Origin of the sequence: Polaribacter sp., assembly GCF_036480315.1 — a bacterium.
In the GTDB taxonomy this organism is placed as follows: Bacteria; Bacteroidota; Bacteroidia; order Flavobacteriales; family Flavobacteriaceae; genus Polaribacter.
In genome coordinates this window covers 66,304-80,938 of record NZ_JAZGGG010000021.1, presented here as the reverse complement: position 1 = coordinate 80,938, position 14,635 = coordinate 66,304, and the positions used below count along the sequence as shown (strand labels likewise).

17 protein-coding genes and 1 pseudogene are annotated in these 14,635 nt (G+C 28.9%); 8 read left to right on the top strand and 10 right to left on the bottom strand.

Annotated elements, in window-relative coordinates; genetic code table 11:
* Nucleotides 1-68: 68 nt before the first annotated feature.
* Both V3V28_RS04295 and V3V28_RS04290 read right to left on the bottom strand, forming a co-directional pair.
* Nucleotides 69-839: an MBL fold metallo-hydrolase gene (locus V3V28_RS04295; RefSeq protein ID WP_331363794.1), complete on the bottom strand. Its 771-nt coding sequence runs from the start codon at nt 837-839 to the stop codon at nt 69-71.
* A 57-nt stretch (nt 840-896) separates the two neighbouring features.
* Nucleotides 897-1,475 carry a Crp/Fnr family transcriptional regulator gene (locus tag V3V28_RS04290; protein ID WP_331363793.1) on the bottom strand — a complete coding sequence of 193 codons (579 nt, stop codon included), beginning with the start codon at nt 1,473-1,475 and terminating at the stop codon, nt 897-899.
* A gap of 198 nt (nt 1,476-1,673) precedes the next feature.
* Here V3V28_RS04290 and V3V28_RS04285 point away from each other — a divergent pair, with 198 nt between their 5' ends.
* The 3 genes and pseudogenes from V3V28_RS04285 to V3V28_RS14650 all read left to right on the top strand — a co-directional run bounded on the left by V3V28_RS04285 (nt 1,674) and on the right by V3V28_RS14650 (nt 2,739).
* On the top strand, nt 1,674-1,838 hold the full coding sequence (locus tag V3V28_RS04285; RefSeq protein WP_331363792.1) for a hypothetical protein: 165 nt from the start codon (nt 1,674-1,676) through the stop codon (nt 1,836-1,838).
* A gap of 17 nt (nt 1,839-1,855) precedes the next feature.
* Nucleotides 1,856-2,041: a hypothetical protein gene (locus V3V28_RS04280; RefSeq protein WP_331363791.1), complete on the top strand. Its 186-nt coding sequence runs from the start codon at nt 1,856-1,858 to the stop codon at nt 2,039-2,041.
* A gap of 6 nt (nt 2,042-2,047) precedes the next feature.
* Nucleotides 2,048-2,739: pseudogene (locus V3V28_RS14650) on the top strand (oxidoreductase).
* Between the two features lie 47 nt (nt 2,740-2,786).
* Here V3V28_RS14650 and V3V28_RS04265 read toward each other — a convergent pair.
* The 5 genes from V3V28_RS04265 to V3V28_RS04245 all read right to left on the bottom strand — a co-directional run bounded on the left by V3V28_RS04265 (nt 2,787) and on the right by V3V28_RS04245 (nt 7,173).
* The gene (locus V3V28_RS04265; RefSeq protein ID WP_331363789.1) at nt 2,787-3,461 is read right to left on the bottom strand and encodes a lycopene cyclase domain-containing protein; all 675 of its coding nucleotides are present in this window, start codon (nt 3,459-3,461) and stop codon (nt 2,787-2,789) included.
* Complete coding sequence (locus V3V28_RS04260; protein ID WP_331363788.1) at nt 3,461-3,907, bottom strand: carotene hydroxylase; 447 nt, start codon at nt 3,905-3,907, stop codon at nt 3,461-3,463. The genes V3V28_RS04265 and V3V28_RS04260 overlap by 1 nt, the downstream gene beginning before the upstream one ends.
* 1 nt (nt 3,908) lies before the next feature.
* Nucleotides 3,909-4,751: a phytoene/squalene synthase family protein gene (locus V3V28_RS04255; RefSeq protein WP_331363787.1), complete on the bottom strand. Its 843-nt coding sequence runs from the start codon at nt 4,749-4,751 to the stop codon at nt 3,909-3,911.
* Nucleotides 4,752-6,218 (bottom strand): phytoene desaturase family protein, encoded by a 1,467-nt coding sequence (locus V3V28_RS04250; protein ID WP_331363786.1) that lies wholly within the window; start codon nt 6,216-6,218, stop codon nt 4,752-4,754. It lies immediately after the preceding gene.
* 61 nt (nt 6,219-6,279) lie between these two features.
* Nucleotides 6,280-7,173 (bottom strand): MerR family transcriptional regulator, encoded by an 894-nt coding sequence (locus tag V3V28_RS04245; protein ID WP_331363785.1) that lies wholly within the window; start codon nt 7,171-7,173, stop codon nt 6,280-6,282.
* 109 nt (nt 7,174-7,282) lie between these two features.
* Between V3V28_RS04245 and V3V28_RS04240 the strand changes: the two genes are divergently transcribed.
* Genes V3V28_RS04240 through V3V28_RS04230 form a run of 3 tightly spaced genes read left to right on the top strand, consistent with a single transcriptional unit; the run spans nt 7,283 to nt 8,888 of the window.
* Entirely contained in the window at nt 7,283-7,777 is a 495-nt protein-coding gene (locus V3V28_RS04240) for an RNA polymerase sigma factor (protein ID WP_331363784.1), read from the top strand.
* A gap of 2 nt (nt 7,778-7,779) precedes the next feature.
* A complete protein-coding gene (locus V3V28_RS04235) occupies nt 7,780-8,394 on the top strand; it encodes a hypothetical protein (protein WP_331363783.1) in 615 nt (204 codons plus the stop codon).
* Nucleotides 8,395-8,405: 11 nt separating this feature from the next.
* The gene (locus V3V28_RS04230; RefSeq protein WP_331363782.1) at nt 8,406-8,888 is read left to right on the top strand and encodes a hypothetical protein; all 483 of its coding nucleotides are present in this window, start codon (nt 8,406-8,408) and stop codon (nt 8,886-8,888) included.
* Here V3V28_RS04230 and V3V28_RS04225 read toward each other — a convergent pair.
* From V3V28_RS04225 to V3V28_RS04215, 3 genes are read right to left on the bottom strand one after another with little or no spacing between them, the layout of a single operon-like run.
* Nucleotides 8,885-9,904 (bottom strand): threonine aldolase family protein, encoded by a 1,020-nt coding sequence (locus V3V28_RS04225; RefSeq protein ID WP_331363781.1) that lies wholly within the window; start codon nt 9,902-9,904, stop codon nt 8,885-8,887. The genes V3V28_RS04230 and V3V28_RS04225 overlap by 4 nt on opposite strands.
* Nucleotides 9,894-10,427 carry an AAA family ATPase gene (locus V3V28_RS04220; RefSeq protein WP_331363780.1) on the bottom strand — a complete coding sequence of 178 codons (534 nt, stop codon included), beginning with the start codon at nt 10,425-10,427 and terminating at the stop codon, nt 9,894-9,896. The genes V3V28_RS04225 and V3V28_RS04220 overlap by 11 nt, the downstream gene beginning before the upstream one ends.
* The gene (locus tag V3V28_RS04215) at nt 10,427-12,850 is read right to left on the bottom strand and encodes a zinc-dependent metalloprotease (protein ID WP_331363779.1); all 2,424 of its coding nucleotides are present in this window, start codon (nt 12,848-12,850) and stop codon (nt 10,427-10,429) included. The genes V3V28_RS04220 and V3V28_RS04215 overlap by 1 nt, the downstream gene beginning before the upstream one ends.
* An 87-nt stretch (nt 12,851-12,937) precedes the next feature.
* On the opposite strand from V3V28_RS04215, the gene prfB reads away from it, so the two are divergent.
* Both prfB and arsC read left to right on the top strand, forming a co-directional pair.
* The gene (prfB, locus tag V3V28_RS04210) at nt 12,938-14,038 is read left to right on the top strand and encodes a peptide chain release factor 2 (protein WP_331363778.1); all 1,101 of its coding nucleotides are present in this window, start codon (nt 12,938-12,940) and stop codon (nt 14,036-14,038) included.
* A gap of 231 nt (nt 14,039-14,269) precedes the next feature.
* The gene (gene arsC, locus V3V28_RS04205) at nt 14,270-14,611 is read left to right on the top strand and encodes an arsenate reductase (glutaredoxin) (protein ID WP_331363777.1); all 342 of its coding nucleotides are present in this window, start codon (nt 14,270-14,272) and stop codon (nt 14,609-14,611) included.
* Nucleotides 14,612-14,635 lie beyond the last annotated feature (24 nt).

The following is a 14,635-nucleotide window of genomic DNA, read 5'->3' as shown; positions in this document are numbered from 1 at the left end:
AGTCCGCGAGGACTTTCGTAAGTAAGCTATAACTAGCAATGAATTATACACGGTGTTGGCAACTGGCTTTATCCGATTACAATTGTTTCTCCATCATTCGGAATTCTTATTTTTTCCATTAGCCCTTGTCTTTCAAGTTCATTTGCTAATTGCGTTCTTGTAGTCGGACAATGATTAACAGCTTCCAAATGATTTGCTATAACAGTTCCTGTTGCGTTTTTGGTAAATTTTATAATATCGTCCATTGTCATTAATAATGGCTTAAAAATATCTAACTGTGCAGTTCCGCAAGCAACAACATTAACCTCTGGTTTGTATTGTTTTAAAACTTTATCTACATCATCTGTGTAAATAGTGTCAGCGCTTAAATAAATGGTTTTTTCATTTGGAATTTGTATATAGAATCCCATTACATTTCCCATTGGTTTAGCTACAAAACCGTAACCGTGTTTTGCTGGAATTCCTTTAATATTTCCATCTAAAAATTTGGATTCTTCCCAATAATTTACTGTGTTAACAACATTTAAACCTCGTTTTTTAAGTGTTTTTTCGTCTTTAGTACTACAAGTAATTGGTGTGTTATTTGATTTTAAAAATTTCTCTGCTTCTTTGTCTAAATGGTCAGGATGTAAATGAGTAATAAGACAATGTGTTGTTTTAGTTACTATATCCATAGCATTAGCAGGTAAATCAAGAATTGGATTTCTTTTTGGTTTAAATCTAAAAAGAGTAAAAGGTGGTCCAGCAGTTCCTTTCTTACCTAACATTGGGTCAACTAAAATAAATTCGTCTTTAGTTTCTATTACCATTGTGGCATTTCGTAAGTGGTGTATTTTCATAATTTTGCTTTAAGAAACAAAATTAAAATACCATAGCTTACTTTTCATTGATTTAAATCAAGAAATGCGTTTACGGATTCTACTTAAAGTTTCTGGTGTAATATTTAGATAAGATGCAATGTGATACTGTGGAATTTTTTCGAGCCAATTTTGTCTGTAAATGAAAAGTTCATTATAAAGTTCTTCTGCACTCTTTGTTATTCTGTTATACTCAAAAAGTTCTTTATTTTTTAACAATCGTTGAAAAGATAAATCTATGAAAGATTTTCCACAATCATATTCATTTAGCAGTTCTCTAAAGTCACTTTTTTCGATTACAAGAAGTTCGCTTTCACTAAACGTTTCTTGATATTTTTTAGTTTTAGAATTACTATTGAAAGAAGATAAGTCTGTAATAAATTGAGGTTCAGTATAGAAATTGATATTTGTCTCTTTGTCAGAACTCGCATAATATTCTCTTACAACACCTTTATTTAAAAAACGTAATTTTTTTTCTTCGGTTCCCGAATTTAGAATTTGTGTTCCTTTTTTTACCTTTTCTAATTTGAATAGCGAAAGCAGCTTCCGCAAGCCATCTTTATTTAGCGGATATTCGGTTTCAAAAAATGATGATATTTCTTTTAGTTCGATGTTCATTTAGCTTGTTGCCAACGTTAACACGTTTATGCAACGTTTTATAAACGTAGTTAGCGAAGTTCGGCTTTTTAAACTACAAAGTCAAGGGGAAAAACACCTTTTCTATAGTATTTTCTAAAACAAGTACACTTTAAAATTCAATAGTATTAGGTAATTTGCAAAATCAAAATTTCCATTAAAAAAAAATCTAACATCCTAATGAAATCAGCAAATATTCTACAACAACCTTATACTTTACCTTGTAGTGTTATGTTTCCTAATAGAATCGTAAAATCTGCGATGAGCGAAAACAATGCAGATAAAGAAGGTAAACCTTCTGAACGTATTATAAAACTTGGGGAGAAGATGGTATTGCTATTTTAATTTCTGGTAATATAATGATGGATAGTAAAGCATTAAATGAGCCTAAAAATGTGGTTGTAGAGGATGAAAAACACTTGGTAGAACTAAAAAAATGGGCAACTGTTGCACAAAAACATGGTAGTCATCTTTGGATGCAAATTAATCATCCAGGAAGGCAATCTCCTAAATTTAATAAAGATGTAGTGAGTGCTTCTGATGTTTAATTACCAATGAAATCGATGCTTCCTAAACCAAGACCAATGACAGAAAATGAAATTTGGAAAGCCATAGATGGTTTTGGAGATTGTGCTTTAGTTGCTAAAAAAGCAGGTTGGAAAGGTGTACAAATACATGGATCTCATGGATATTTGGTAAGTCAGTTTTTGTCTACACTCACCAATTTACGAATAGATAAATGGGAGGTTCTTTAGAAAATAAAGCACGTTTTGCTTTAGAAATCTATAGAAATATGAGAAAGAAAGTTGGTGCAGAGTATCCTATTGGAATTAAAATTAACTCTGCAGATTTTCAAAGAAGTGCATTTACAGAAGAAGAATCTTTAGAAGTTATAGATATACTTTCTGCTGAAGGAATGGATATGATAGAAGTTTCTGGTGGTACTTATGAAAAAGCGGCTATGATAGGTGCAGGCAAAAAGGTAAAAGAAAGCACCAAAAAAAGAGAAGCATATTTTGCCGATTTTATTGTAAAAGCAAGAACAAAAGCACCATTACCATCAGCATTTAATTTAAAACTACTTGTAGACTTTCCTCCCATTACAACATCATTTACAACTATCCAATTTTGGATATTCGCTTTTTTATTAAAATCAAATATTGTTTTTGAAAGTATCATAGAAAATAAAATTATGGATATAGATAAGTACTTCATATTATTCTTCTTTAAATTATTTATAATTTAATGGTGAATTACTTTTTAATACTGAAATCAAATTTAAAATTAACTAAACTATTTTTTAAATTTTTCAATCAACAAAATATTACCAAAAATCATTGTAAAAGCATACCCAATATCTTCAATTGGTATTGTTAATATGCGAATTCCAAGGTTTTCTGCATTGTTATACCAAACTACAGGTTCTTCAATTCCTGTTCCTGTAAGAATTCCGTTAACAATAATGAACGGAACCAGAATAATTAAAAAAGCAATATAAAATCTTTGCAAATGTTTTATTCCGAAGAAAAAACTCATCAACAAAACAAAAACAAGAAAACTATAATTTACAAACGTATAAGCCTTGTCTGTATTTAAAATAATTACGGGCAATAAAATAGCAATAAAAAAAAGGGTAATAAACTTTGTAATCTTTTTTGATAAAAGCAAATTCGGTTTAAAATATGCTAAAGAATAATGAATAAATAAACTTGCATACGGAATACAAAAAAAGAACATCCATTCTTCAATTGGCATTCCTAAAAGTAAAATATTCAAGTGATAATCTGGGTTAAACCCCCAAACTCCATTTACTGTAAAGATCGCATCCCAAATTAAAAAAACGGTGGCAACTATTGTTAATGATAGAAAAACTGCTTTCCAATGTTGAATGAATCGCATTTTTTTCTCGAAAGAATATAAAAATGGAACACAAATAGAACCTAGATTTAAAAGCAGATATAGAAACACTAGACATTCGGTTTTTGAAAGTATTTAAAAGGTACAAACAACATTCCATAACACTCTCCTTCTTCTTTTCCTAGATGTTTATGATGAATTTTATGAGCTTTTCTTAAACCTTTTAAATACCAATTATTTGTGTTTTTAAACCATTTAAAACGCTGATGAATTAACACGTCATGAACTAAAAAATAAGCGATTCCATAAAATAAGATACCTAAACCAATAAAAAATAAAAAAGTATAGTGCGTATAAGTACCAAAGTAAAATAGTAAAATACTTGGTGTAGCAAAAACGACAAAAAAGGCATCATTTTTTTCAAAAATCCCTTGATATTTTGGCTGATGATGGTCTTCATGTAAATACCAACCAAAACCATGCATTACAAATTTATGTGTGCACCAAGTAACACATTCCATAAATAAAAAAACACAAAGAGTAATTAAGGCAAACATCTTAAATTATATTTAGTTTATATTTTACGTAACTTCTAGCTAATAAATTAATTTTCATTGAGTTTGAAATCCGAATTCTAGTGTCCATAATTTTTTCTGATGGAACTTTCTTCAGTTTTTTTAACAACCTTCTGTAATACCTAAAAGCTATATACACCCCAAACTTTGCTTCAACTGGTAATTTAAGAATTCCGTTTTTGAATGCAAAATTAAAATCAGACTCAATTTCATCAATAATAAGTTGTTTTGAAACTTGATCTAATTTCCCTAAATCGATATTAGGAAAATAAGTACGATTTAAAACTTCATAATCGTCTTTTAAATCACGTAAAAAATTCACTTTCTGAAAAGCAGATCCTAAACGCATTGCAGCATGTTTTAACTCATCAAACCTTTTATCGTCTCCATCAACAAAAACTTTTAAACACATTAAACCTACAACGTCTGCAGAACCATAGATATAGACATCATATTCTTCTTTTGTATGATATTCTGTTTTGTACAAATCTGCTTTCATACTTTTTAAGAAAACTTGCACCATTTCATCAGGAATATTATATTTATTTACCGTTTGTTGAAAAGAGTTTAAAATAGGATTCAAACTAATTCCTTGCTTTTTTGCAAGGTAATAATCCCTTTCAAAATGCTCCATTAAAACCTCTTTATCAAAGTTGTGAAATGTATCTACAATTTCATCAGCAAAACGCACAAAACCGTAAATATTATAAATATCTGCTCTAATCTTTGGCGATAACATTTTAACTGCCAAAGAAAACGAAGTGCTGTATTTTTTAGTGACCAACTTGCTACAATCATTAGAAACACTGTCAAATAATTCTTTCATTTAGTTTTGGTTTTTCATGATTAATTCTGATGCAATTTTTCCTGATATTAATGCTGGTGGAACTCCAGGTCCAGGAACTGTTAATTGCCCTGTAAAATATAAATTATCTACTTTACTGCTCTTAATTTTTGGTCTTAAAAAAGCAGTTTGTAACAATGTATTAGCCATTCCATAAGCGTTTCCTTTATAAGAATTGTATTCACTTTTAAAATCATTTACGCAAAATGATTTCTTAAACAATACATGTTCTTTTACTTCTTGATTTGTTAATTTCTCAAACCTATCCATAATTTTATGAAAATATTGTTCTCGTAATTCTTCTGTATCTTCAATTCCTGGAGCTAAAGGAATTAAAAAGAAGCCAGCTTCTTTTCCTTCTGGAGCAGAAGTATTATCTGTAATTGAAGTGAAATTTGCATAAAACAAAGGATCTGTTGGCCATTGTGGATTGTCATAAATTTCTTTTGCATGAACATCAAAATCTGTATCAAAAAACAACGTGTGATGACTTACATTTTCTATCTTTTTATCAAAACCAACATAAAATAACAAAGACGAAGGTGCAAACGTTTTCTTATCCCAATATTTTTCTGAATATTGTTTTAAATTTCCATCTAATAATGTTTCTGTGTGATGATAATCTGCACCGCTTAAAACTAAATCAGCATCTAGGACTTTACCATTTACAAGTAAACCAATAATATCTTCAGATTTATCTGTTATAATTTTTTCAACATTTGCATTTACTTGAAAATTTACTCCTAAACTTTCCGCTAAAGAAATCATTCCTTCAATAACAGTATACATACCTCCTCTTGGATGCCAAGTTCCTAATCCGAAATCTGCATAATTCATAAAGTTATAAAATGCAGGTGTGTTATTTGGTTTTGCTCCTAAAAACAAAACAGGAAATTCTAAAATTTTTATTAATTTATTACTTTTTATATTCTTTCTAACTTGTTTTCTTATGGTAGAAAAAAATTGAGAAACTCTTGCAATCGTAGTTGTATTAACTAATTCTAAAGGCGAAACTCCTGGTTGATAAACTAAATCTTTTATGGTTGTATCATAATTAGATTTAGCAGAATCTAAAAAAGATTTTAAATGCTTTGCGCTTCCTTTTTCTTCATCTTCAAAAAGGTTGTAAATTTTAGAAAGTTCGCTAGAAATTTTAAGTGAAGAATTCTCTCCAAAATATACTTCATAACCAGGATTTAGCTTATCCAGAATATAATAATCTGAAGGTTTTTTATCAAAATCTGCAAAGAAACGTTCAAAAACATCTGGCATCCAATACCAAGAAGGACCAATATCAAAAGTAAAACCATCTTTTTTATATTGTCTTGCTCTTCCTCCTACAGTATCATTTTTCTCTAAAACAGTAACATTATAGCCAGCTTTTGCCAAATAACAAGAAGCTGATAAAGCAGAAAAACCTGAACCAATAATATGTATTGTTTTAATCATTATTTATTTTGTTTAACAAATGTATGTAAATATTAAACAAAAATAAATGATTTTATTAACTTTACAATACTTTTAACAAATCTGATATAGAGGTATAAAAGCTAATTTGTGGAGAATAATTATCTTTATTAAGTAGTTCAATTTTTTTACCAACAGCAATAAATTCATGATTTGTTTCCACTAAAATTTTATTAATTATATTAAAATAGTCTTCAACTTTATCATCATAAGGCATTATGGTAAGAGAAGTAATGAAACAAATATTTTTATGATTATTAAAAAAACATTCTAAATTACTTAAAGGTAAACTCTGTCCCAAATAGATTGTTTGACAGCCTCTTAAAACTAATTCATAGTTCAAATACAATAAACCCAATTCATGAATTTCATTTTCTGGTAAAAACAAAACATACGTTTTTTTAGTATTTGAAACATTATATTGAAGTTTCTCTGTATTTACTTGAATTTTTTGAGCTATTAAATTTGATATAAAATGCTCATGAGCAGGTAGTAAAGCATCTGTTTGCCATAACAAACCAATATGATTTAAAAAAGGGATAAATACATCTTTAAAGACTTCTCTAAACGTTTTTTTTTGCAGTAAATTATTATAAGTATTATTAAACAGAGTTTTATCGAACTGATGCATTGCAAGTTTTAAAGAATTTATAGCTTCATCATTAACCGCAACATCAAAAGCTAATTCTCTAGATTGAAATATAATTTCTTCATTAGACATTGCCGCAATTTTAGAAATCTTAAAATTATTTTTGTTTAATAAAACAATATTTAAAAGCTTCTGTAAATTTTCATTTGAATAATACCTAATGTTTGTATCGGTTCTTTGAGGTGACAATAAGTTATATCTCTTTTCCCATATTCTAATGGTGTGTGCTTTAATTCCAGAGATATTCTCCAAGTCCTTTATGGTAAAATCTTGCTTAATATTGTTCAATCTAATAAGTTTATGATTCAACAAATCTAATTAAATTAAATTAAGTTCAATAAATCTGTAACATTTTATACATTTATACTACTTATAGATAACTAACTAATTTACACAAGTGCAGAAAGATTTAGAGAAAAAATTTTTATTGGACTTTGAAACAAACCAAAATATAGCACATAAAATTTGTAGACTTTACACTACAAATCAAGATGCTCATAATGATTTGTTTCAAGAAATAACCATTCAGGTTTGGAAAAACTACTCAAAGTTTAGAGGAGATTCCAAATTTAGTACGTGGATGTATAGAGTTGCTTTAAATACCGCAATTTCATTATATAGAAAATCTACACGAAAAGTGAAAACACAAGATTTTAGTGATGTTGCTTATAAAATTAAATCAACAGATTATGATGATACTGAAGAAGTGCAATTAAAAGCATTATACAAAGCAGTTCATCAATTAAACGACATAGATAAAGCGCTGATTTTTTTATATTTAGAAGAAAAGCCTTATAAAGAAATATCGGAAACATTAGGAATCTCTAGTGTAAACGCAAGAGTGAAAATGAACAGAGCAAAAGAAAAATTAAAAAACATTTTAAACCCATAAATATGGATTTATTAGACAACTATAAAAAAGCGTGGGACAATCAACCCGAAGAAACCAATAAAATTTCTGCAATAGAAATATACAAATTGGCGCAATCTAAATCTTCTTCAATTGTTAAATGGATATTTATTATTGGTATTCTAGAATTTATAATCTTAAATTCTATGTACTTTTTCGTAGATATGGATGATGCCTATGCTGAATACAAAAAAATAGGCCTCGAAAACTTTATTTACTATTCTCAAGTTTTAGCTTACATTATAATACTATATTATTTAGTGATGTTTTATTTGAATTATAAAAAAATATCGACTTCAGATTCTACTCGAGTTTTAATGAAAAAAATAATTAAAACTAGAAAAACGGTAAGAAATTACGTCCTTTTTAATTTAGGATATATGGTCTTATTAATGATTATTGTTATGGTTGCCGAAATAAATTTTAAATTTGAAGATTTAGAAACTAAACAAATATTATTAATTATTCTACTAACACTAGTTGTTACTTTAGTTGTATTAGGTGTTTTATGGTTGTTCTACCAACTACTATATGGAATTTTATTAAAAAAACTGAATAGAAATTATAAAGAAATTGCTAAATTGAACAGGATAAATTAAATTTACCTTCTATGAAAAAAGTTGTATTAATATTCTTGTTAAGTTTTACTATTGGCTCTATTGCACAAAAACAAGATTTTTGGGACAACGTGCAATTTGGTGGTGGTTTTACTGCCAGCTTTGGTTCACAAACAACCATAGGAATTTCACCAAGTGCAATTTATAATTTTGATAATGGTTTTGCTTTTGGTACAGGTTTAACCTATGTTTATAATGAAATAGGAAGCACTACAACTAATATTTATGGTGGTAGTATTATTTCTTTATATCAAATACCAAATATAGGCATTCAACTTTCTGGAGAATTTGAGCAATCTTTTGCAAAACAATCAAATGGCTTTGGTTCTGTTAATACAAATTTTCCTGCTTTATATCTAGGAGCAGCTTATAATAGTGGTCGATTTGCATTCGGGTTTAGATATGATGTTTTATATGACGATACTAAAAGCGTATATGCTTCTCCATTTTCGCCAATTATAAGGTTTTATTTCTAAAAAGTTCTTAATTCTTTTAGTAAAATTTCATGCATTTTATCAGTATAATCTAAATGTGTAACAATTCTAATTCTACCTTCTCCCATTGGTGTTAAAAGAATATTTTTGTCTTTCATTTTATTGATAAAATTGTCTGCTCCTATTTTTTTATCCACATAAAAAATAACAATATTTGTTTCAATAGGTTCAATTTTTGTAACATAAGAAATCGATTTTAAAACTTCACCAATTTCTTGTGCTTTTTGATGATCTTCTCCTAATCTTTCTACATGATTATCTAATGCGTAAATTGCTGCAGCAGCTAAAAAACCAACTTGTCTCATTGCACCTCCAAATAATTTTCTAATTCTTAACGCTTTTGCAATATGCTCTTTAGAACCTAATAAAATTGAACCAATTGGCGCTCCTAAACCTTTAGACAAACAAATTGAAATTGTGTCAAACAATTCTCCATATTGTTTTGGAGTTTCATTTTTAGCAACCAATGCATTAAACAAACGTGCGCCATCTAAATGAAAGGCTAATTTGTTTTCTTTTGAAATTTTTTGAAGTTTTTCTAATTCAGAAAAATCCCAACAAGCTCCACCGCCTTTATTTGTTGTGTTTTCTATACAAACTAAACTTGTAAACGGAACGTGAATATCAGATCTTCCACCAATTGCTGCTTCTAATTGATTTGAAGTAAACATCCCTCTATTTCCATCAATTAATTTACATGTTACTCCAGAATTAAAAGCTGCTCCTCCACCTTCATAATTATAAACGTGTGCGTATTTATCGCAAATTAACTTATCTCCTGGTTGTGTATGTAATTTTATGGCTGCTTGATTTGCCATTGTTCCTGAAGGAAAAAACAATGCATCTTCCATACCAAACATTTTTGCAACTTTTTCTTGCAATTCATTTGTGGTTGAATCCATTTTAAAAACATCATCACCTACTTTAGCATTCATCATTGCTTCCAACATTTTTGGTGTTGGTTTGGTTACTGTATCAGATATTAAATCAATTATCATATAATAAATTTCTTAATTTTTGTTCTTCTTTTGGATGCTTTAAAATTAGCCATTCTTTATGAGAAAATAATGTGTTTTTCCAATGATGCATTCTTCTTTTTCTGTGCCAATACGTTTTAAAAATCCAAAGAAATAGACTTTCACTTGAAAAAGTACTTTTTAATGTTTCATAGTTTTCTCCACAACATCTTTCTTTCAAAAAAACTCTTCTATAGGTTCTTATAAAATACCTTCTTAAAATTAAATTTAGAGGATAATCTAACCAAACAATTAAAGTTCCTTCTTGCCAAACTGTATCTTTTAATAAGGTTTGATAACTACCAGTAACAATCCATTCTAAGTGTTTTTCAATTTCTGAATTTACATCCTTTACAAAAGCAGTATTTTCTTTTTCAATCCAATTTGATAAGAAGTGAATATCATCTAAATCTATTTGTTTAATCAAAAACTCTTTAGCTAATTTCTTACCCAAAGTTGTTTTTCCAGTACATGTTGTTCCAGTAATTATTATTTTCCTATTCATTAAAACTTATCACTTCCAATAGGTGATCCATCAGGAATTTGTGGCGCTTGCGTTTTCTTAAATGCAGTAGGATTTTTAAAGAAATTATCAATCATTTTCACCATTGCTTTGTCATAAATTTTTTGAATTCCTGTTGATTTTTTATTTGATAAAATTGATTTGATTTCTTCTAACTTAAAACCAACAATTGCATTTACTTGTTTGTATTGGTTTTTATTAGCCATTAAATAGAATAACTGTTCTAAAACGGTTGTATTTATTACATTTTGTAATTCTTGATAATAACTATCTTTATGTGTTTTTTTGATAGTTTTCGTTATCAATTCATCAAGTAATTCATCTAAACCAAGCTGTCTTTTACTTAAACTTTTATGATTTATTAATCTTGATGCTCTTTGTGAATTCAATAATAAATTCAACGTCATTTCAGACGCAGTTTCAACAGCCCCAAAAGCATCAAACTCTACCCCCAAATCACTTTTAAAAGATTCTCTACTTCTTCCATAACCAATTGCTCTTGGTGGAAATAAAGCTAATTTTTCTTTAGGTATTGCAATTTCATCCACAGCAATTGTTTTTAAAATTGCTTGTAAAGCAATTCTTTCTGTTGCACCAGAAACTCTTTTTACTATGGTTTGATTGTCACCTTTTACAGCATAAGAATAATCTAAACCACCAATTAGTTTTACAGTTGCTTCTGTTTGAAATCTATGGAAAAAATACAACGGAACAAACACATCTTCTAAAACAGAATAAGGCTGCCCGCTTTTTATATTATCCGAAGAAAAATTTGTTATTGCATTTTTTCTAATTTTTAAAACATTGTATAATTCATCATGAACATTTCCTCCATTATCCCATAAATGTGCAGAAATACTTGCACTTCCTTGAGATCTTGCATCTTGGTCTGATAAATATTTTAATCCGTTTTTAGTCGCATTTTCTAAAATGGAATTCAATTCATTTTCTTCATTTTTATCTGAAGGAAAATCTTGATAAAAATAGGCAACTGTCACTTTATCCCAAGCTCCAATTTTAGTGTCATAAGCATCAGAAAAATCAATTTTACCATTATTCATTGTAAATTTTGGATGTGGATAATCCATCACAGAAGCACGTCCGTTTGTACTTGCAGCAAAATTATGCGCAAACCCTAAAGTATGACCAATTTCATGTGCAGACAATTGTCTAATTCTTGCGATTGCCATTTGTAATGCAAAATTATCTTCAACTGTATTCTTTTTATAAGGCGCTTGTAAAGCTTGTGCAATTAAAAAATCTTGACGAATTCTTAAACTCCCCAAACTTACATGACCTTTTATAATCTCGCCAGTTCTTGGGTCTGAAATACTACCTCCATAACTCCAACCTCTTGTAGATCTGTGAACCCATTGCACCATATTATAACGAATATCTAAAGGGTCTGCGCCATCTGGTAACATTTTCATTTGAAATGCATTTTTATAACCTGCAGCTTCAAATGCTTCATTCCACCAACGACCTCCATCTAATAATGCAGAACGAACCGGTTCTGGTGTTCCTCTATCTAAATAATAAATAATTGGTGCTGTTGCTTCAGAAATTGCTGCATTTGGGTTTTTCTTTTCTAAACGATGTCTGTAAACAAATCGTTTTTCAATAGATTCATTTACTGGAGTCGCATAATCTAAATAAGACATTGCATAACCTCCCGAACGAACATCAAATTTTCTTGGTTTGTAATTATTATCTGGTAATTCTAAAAATGAATGATGTTGATTTACAGTTACTAAACTTGCATCTGGCGTTACACTTCTAATATTGTATCCTTTTGGTGAACCTTTAAAAGTAAGTAAAACATCAAATTCTATATTTTTTGGAAACGCTTTTGTTCGTTCTAAATTAAAAGCAGATTTACTTTTGTCTAAACTATAATTTCCTTGTTTATTCCTTGCCAAACTTCTTGCAACACCATGTGCATCTCTCATAAAAAAGGATGTTGCATCTACTAAAAAGCTTCCATTCTTCTTTTCTTTGATAATAAAACCATGTAAAACCGATTTTGCAAATGCTTCTTTTACAGACTGTTTTTCTTCTTTATTATCTGTAATTGCTCTAAAATTTTGGTTGGGCTGAATTAGCAACAATTTATTACCTGCTTTTTTAAAATGAACAACTACTCCACCACCTAATTGACCTCTATCTAAACCAATATCGTTAGAGCCAATTCCTTCAGAAAGTGAACGTACATAAAGAAAATCTTTATTTAAGTCATCAATTTGTATAAAAATTTTATCAGCATTATCATCATAATAAAACGTAAAATAGCCTTCATATTTTGTAATTCCTTTTTGTAAGTCTTTAGTTGATTTTTCAATAAAAAATTGAGAAAATCCATTGATTGAAAAGCTAACAAAAAGTAAAATTAGTATTGATTTTTTCATGTTTGGTATATTTTCTATAAATCTATAAAATATCTGTTAACTTTTAAAACGAGAAATCTTAAAATTTCATTTATTTTTGTTCAACTTATGATTACACAAGACCAGCTTAAAGATATAACTACTAGAATCGGTAAATTAAAATCTTATTTAGATATTGATAAAAAACTGATTGAAATAGCCAATGAAGAAGAAAAAACTCTAGATCCAAATTTTTGGAATGATCCAAAAGCTGCGGAAATCTTTATGAAAGAATTACGGTTCAAAAAAAAATGGGTAGAAGATTATAACAAAACAATTACCTTAAATGAAGATGTAACTATTTTATATGATTTTTATAAAGAAGGAGAAGTTGAAGAATCAGAAATAATTGAGCAATTTGAAAAAGCAAGTACTTTTTTAGAAGATTTAGAATTCAGAAATATGCTTTCTGAAGAAGGCGATTCACTTTCTGCAACCATACAAATTAATGCTGGTGCTGGTGGAACTGAAAGTTGCGATTGGGTAGAAATGCTTTCAAGAATGTATACTATGTGGGCAGAAAAGCAAGGTTTTAAATTAAAAACACTTAATTACCAAGCTGGTGATGTTGCTGGCATAAAAACAATAACCATAGAAATTGAAGGAGATTATGCCTTTGGTTGGCTAAAAGGAGAGAACGGTGTACACAGATTGGTACGAATTTCACCTTTTGATTCTAATGGAAAACGCCATACAACTTTTGGCTCTGTGTATGTTTTTCCAGTAGTAGATGATTCTATTGAAATAGAAGTAAATCCTGCAGATATAGAAATTGTAACAGCTCGTTCAAGTGGCGCTGGAGGTCAAAATGTAAATAAAGTAGAAACTAAAGTTCAACTTACTCATAAACCAACAGGAATTCAGATTTCTTGCTCAAATTCTCGTTCTCAACATGATAATAGAGCAACTGCATTAAAAATGCTAAAATCTCAATTGTATGAAATAGAACTACAAAAACAACAAGCAACTAGAGATGAAATTGAATCTGGAAAATTAAAAACTGAATGGGGAAGTCAGATTAGAAATTACGTAATGCATCCTTATAAATTAGTAAAAGATGTAAGAACTGCACATGAAACTGGTAATGTAGATAATGTAATGAATGGAGATATAGATCCATTTTTAAAATCTTATTTAATGCTAAATGGGCAGAAGTCAGTTGACAGTTAGCAGTTAGCAGTTGCAGTTGCAGTTGCAGTTGCAGTTTAACAATAAGAATAAGAAGCTATTTCCTGCTTTCCACACTCGCTTTTTTTATTTAGAAAAAAAATAAAAAAGAGCTCAAGCAATTGCTACAATCAGGGCTAAACTTTTTATAAACAAATAGAATAATTAATTAAAACATTTCTTTTCCCACAAGAGTGTTTCTTACCGAAAGGAAGATTAATATGGGCTTTTTTTATGATTAAAATATACCACAATAATAGATGTAGCAAATCTCGCTGCGGAATAGAGATTTTAGAAAATTCAGGAAAAGAATTTGAAATAGTTAAATATTTAGAAGAAGTTCCTACAGAACAAGAATTGAAAGAAATTATTAAACTTTTAAAAATTTCTCCAATACAATTGGTTCGTAAAAATGAAAAAATATGGAAAGAAGAATTTAAAGGCAAAGAATTATCTGATTCAGAGGTTATTAAAGCAATGTTAAACAACCCAAAACTAATTGAAAGACCCATTGTAATTAATGGTAATAAAGCTGTTATTGGTAGACCAACAGAAAATATTTTAACAATTCTATAAACTCAAATCCACAAAAAAACTCGT

Excerpts from the sequence above, each read along its gene's own strand:
- V3V28_RS04295 (WP_331363794.1), bottom strand. The coding sequence starts at position 839 with ATGAAAATACACCACTTACGAAATGCCACAATGGTAATAGAAACTAAA.
- V3V28_RS04290 (WP_331363793.1), bottom strand. The coding sequence starts at position 1,475 with ATGAACATCGAACTAAAAGAAATATCATCATTTTTTGAAACCGAATAT.
- V3V28_RS04285 (WP_331363792.1), top strand. The coding sequence starts at position 1,674 with ATGAAATCAGCAAATATTCTACAACAACCTTATACTTTACCTTGTAGT.
- V3V28_RS04280 (WP_331363791.1), top strand. The coding sequence starts at position 1,856 with ATGGATAGTAAAGCATTAAATGAGCCTAAAAATGTGGTTGTAGAGGAT.
- V3V28_RS04260 (WP_331363788.1), bottom strand. The coding sequence starts at position 3,907 with ATGTTTGCCTTAATTACTCTTTGTGTTTTTTTATTTATGGAATGTGTT.
- V3V28_RS04255 (WP_331363787.1), bottom strand. The coding sequence starts at position 4,751 with ATGAAAGAATTATTTGACAGTGTTTCTAATGATTGTAGCAAGTTGGTC.
- V3V28_RS04250 (WP_331363786.1), bottom strand. The coding sequence starts at position 6,218 with ATGATTAAAACAATACATATTATTGGTTCAGGTTTTTCTGCTTTATCA.
- V3V28_RS04235 (WP_331363783.1), top strand. The coding sequence starts at position 7,780 with ATGGATTTATTAGACAACTATAAAAAAGCGTGGGACAATCAACCCGAA.
- V3V28_RS04230 (WP_331363782.1), top strand. The coding sequence starts at position 8,406 with ATGAAAAAAGTTGTATTAATATTCTTGTTAAGTTTTACTATTGGCTCT.
- V3V28_RS04225 (WP_331363781.1), bottom strand. The coding sequence starts at position 9,904 with ATGATAATTGATTTAATATCTGATACAGTAACCAAACCAACACCAAAA.
- V3V28_RS04220 (WP_331363780.1), bottom strand. The coding sequence starts at position 10,427 with ATGAATAGGAAAATAATAATTACTGGAACAACATGTACTGGAAAAACA.
- V3V28_RS04215 (WP_331363779.1), bottom strand. The coding sequence starts at position 12,850 with ATGAAAAAATCAATACTAATTTTACTTTTTGTTAGCTTTTCAATCAAT.
- prfB (WP_331363778.1), top strand. The coding sequence starts at position 12,938 with ATGATTACACAAGACCAGCTTAAAGATATAACTACTAGAATCGGTAAA.
- arsC (WP_331363777.1), top strand. The coding sequence starts at position 14,270 with ATGATTAAAATATACCACAATAATAGATGTAGCAAATCTCGCTGCGGA.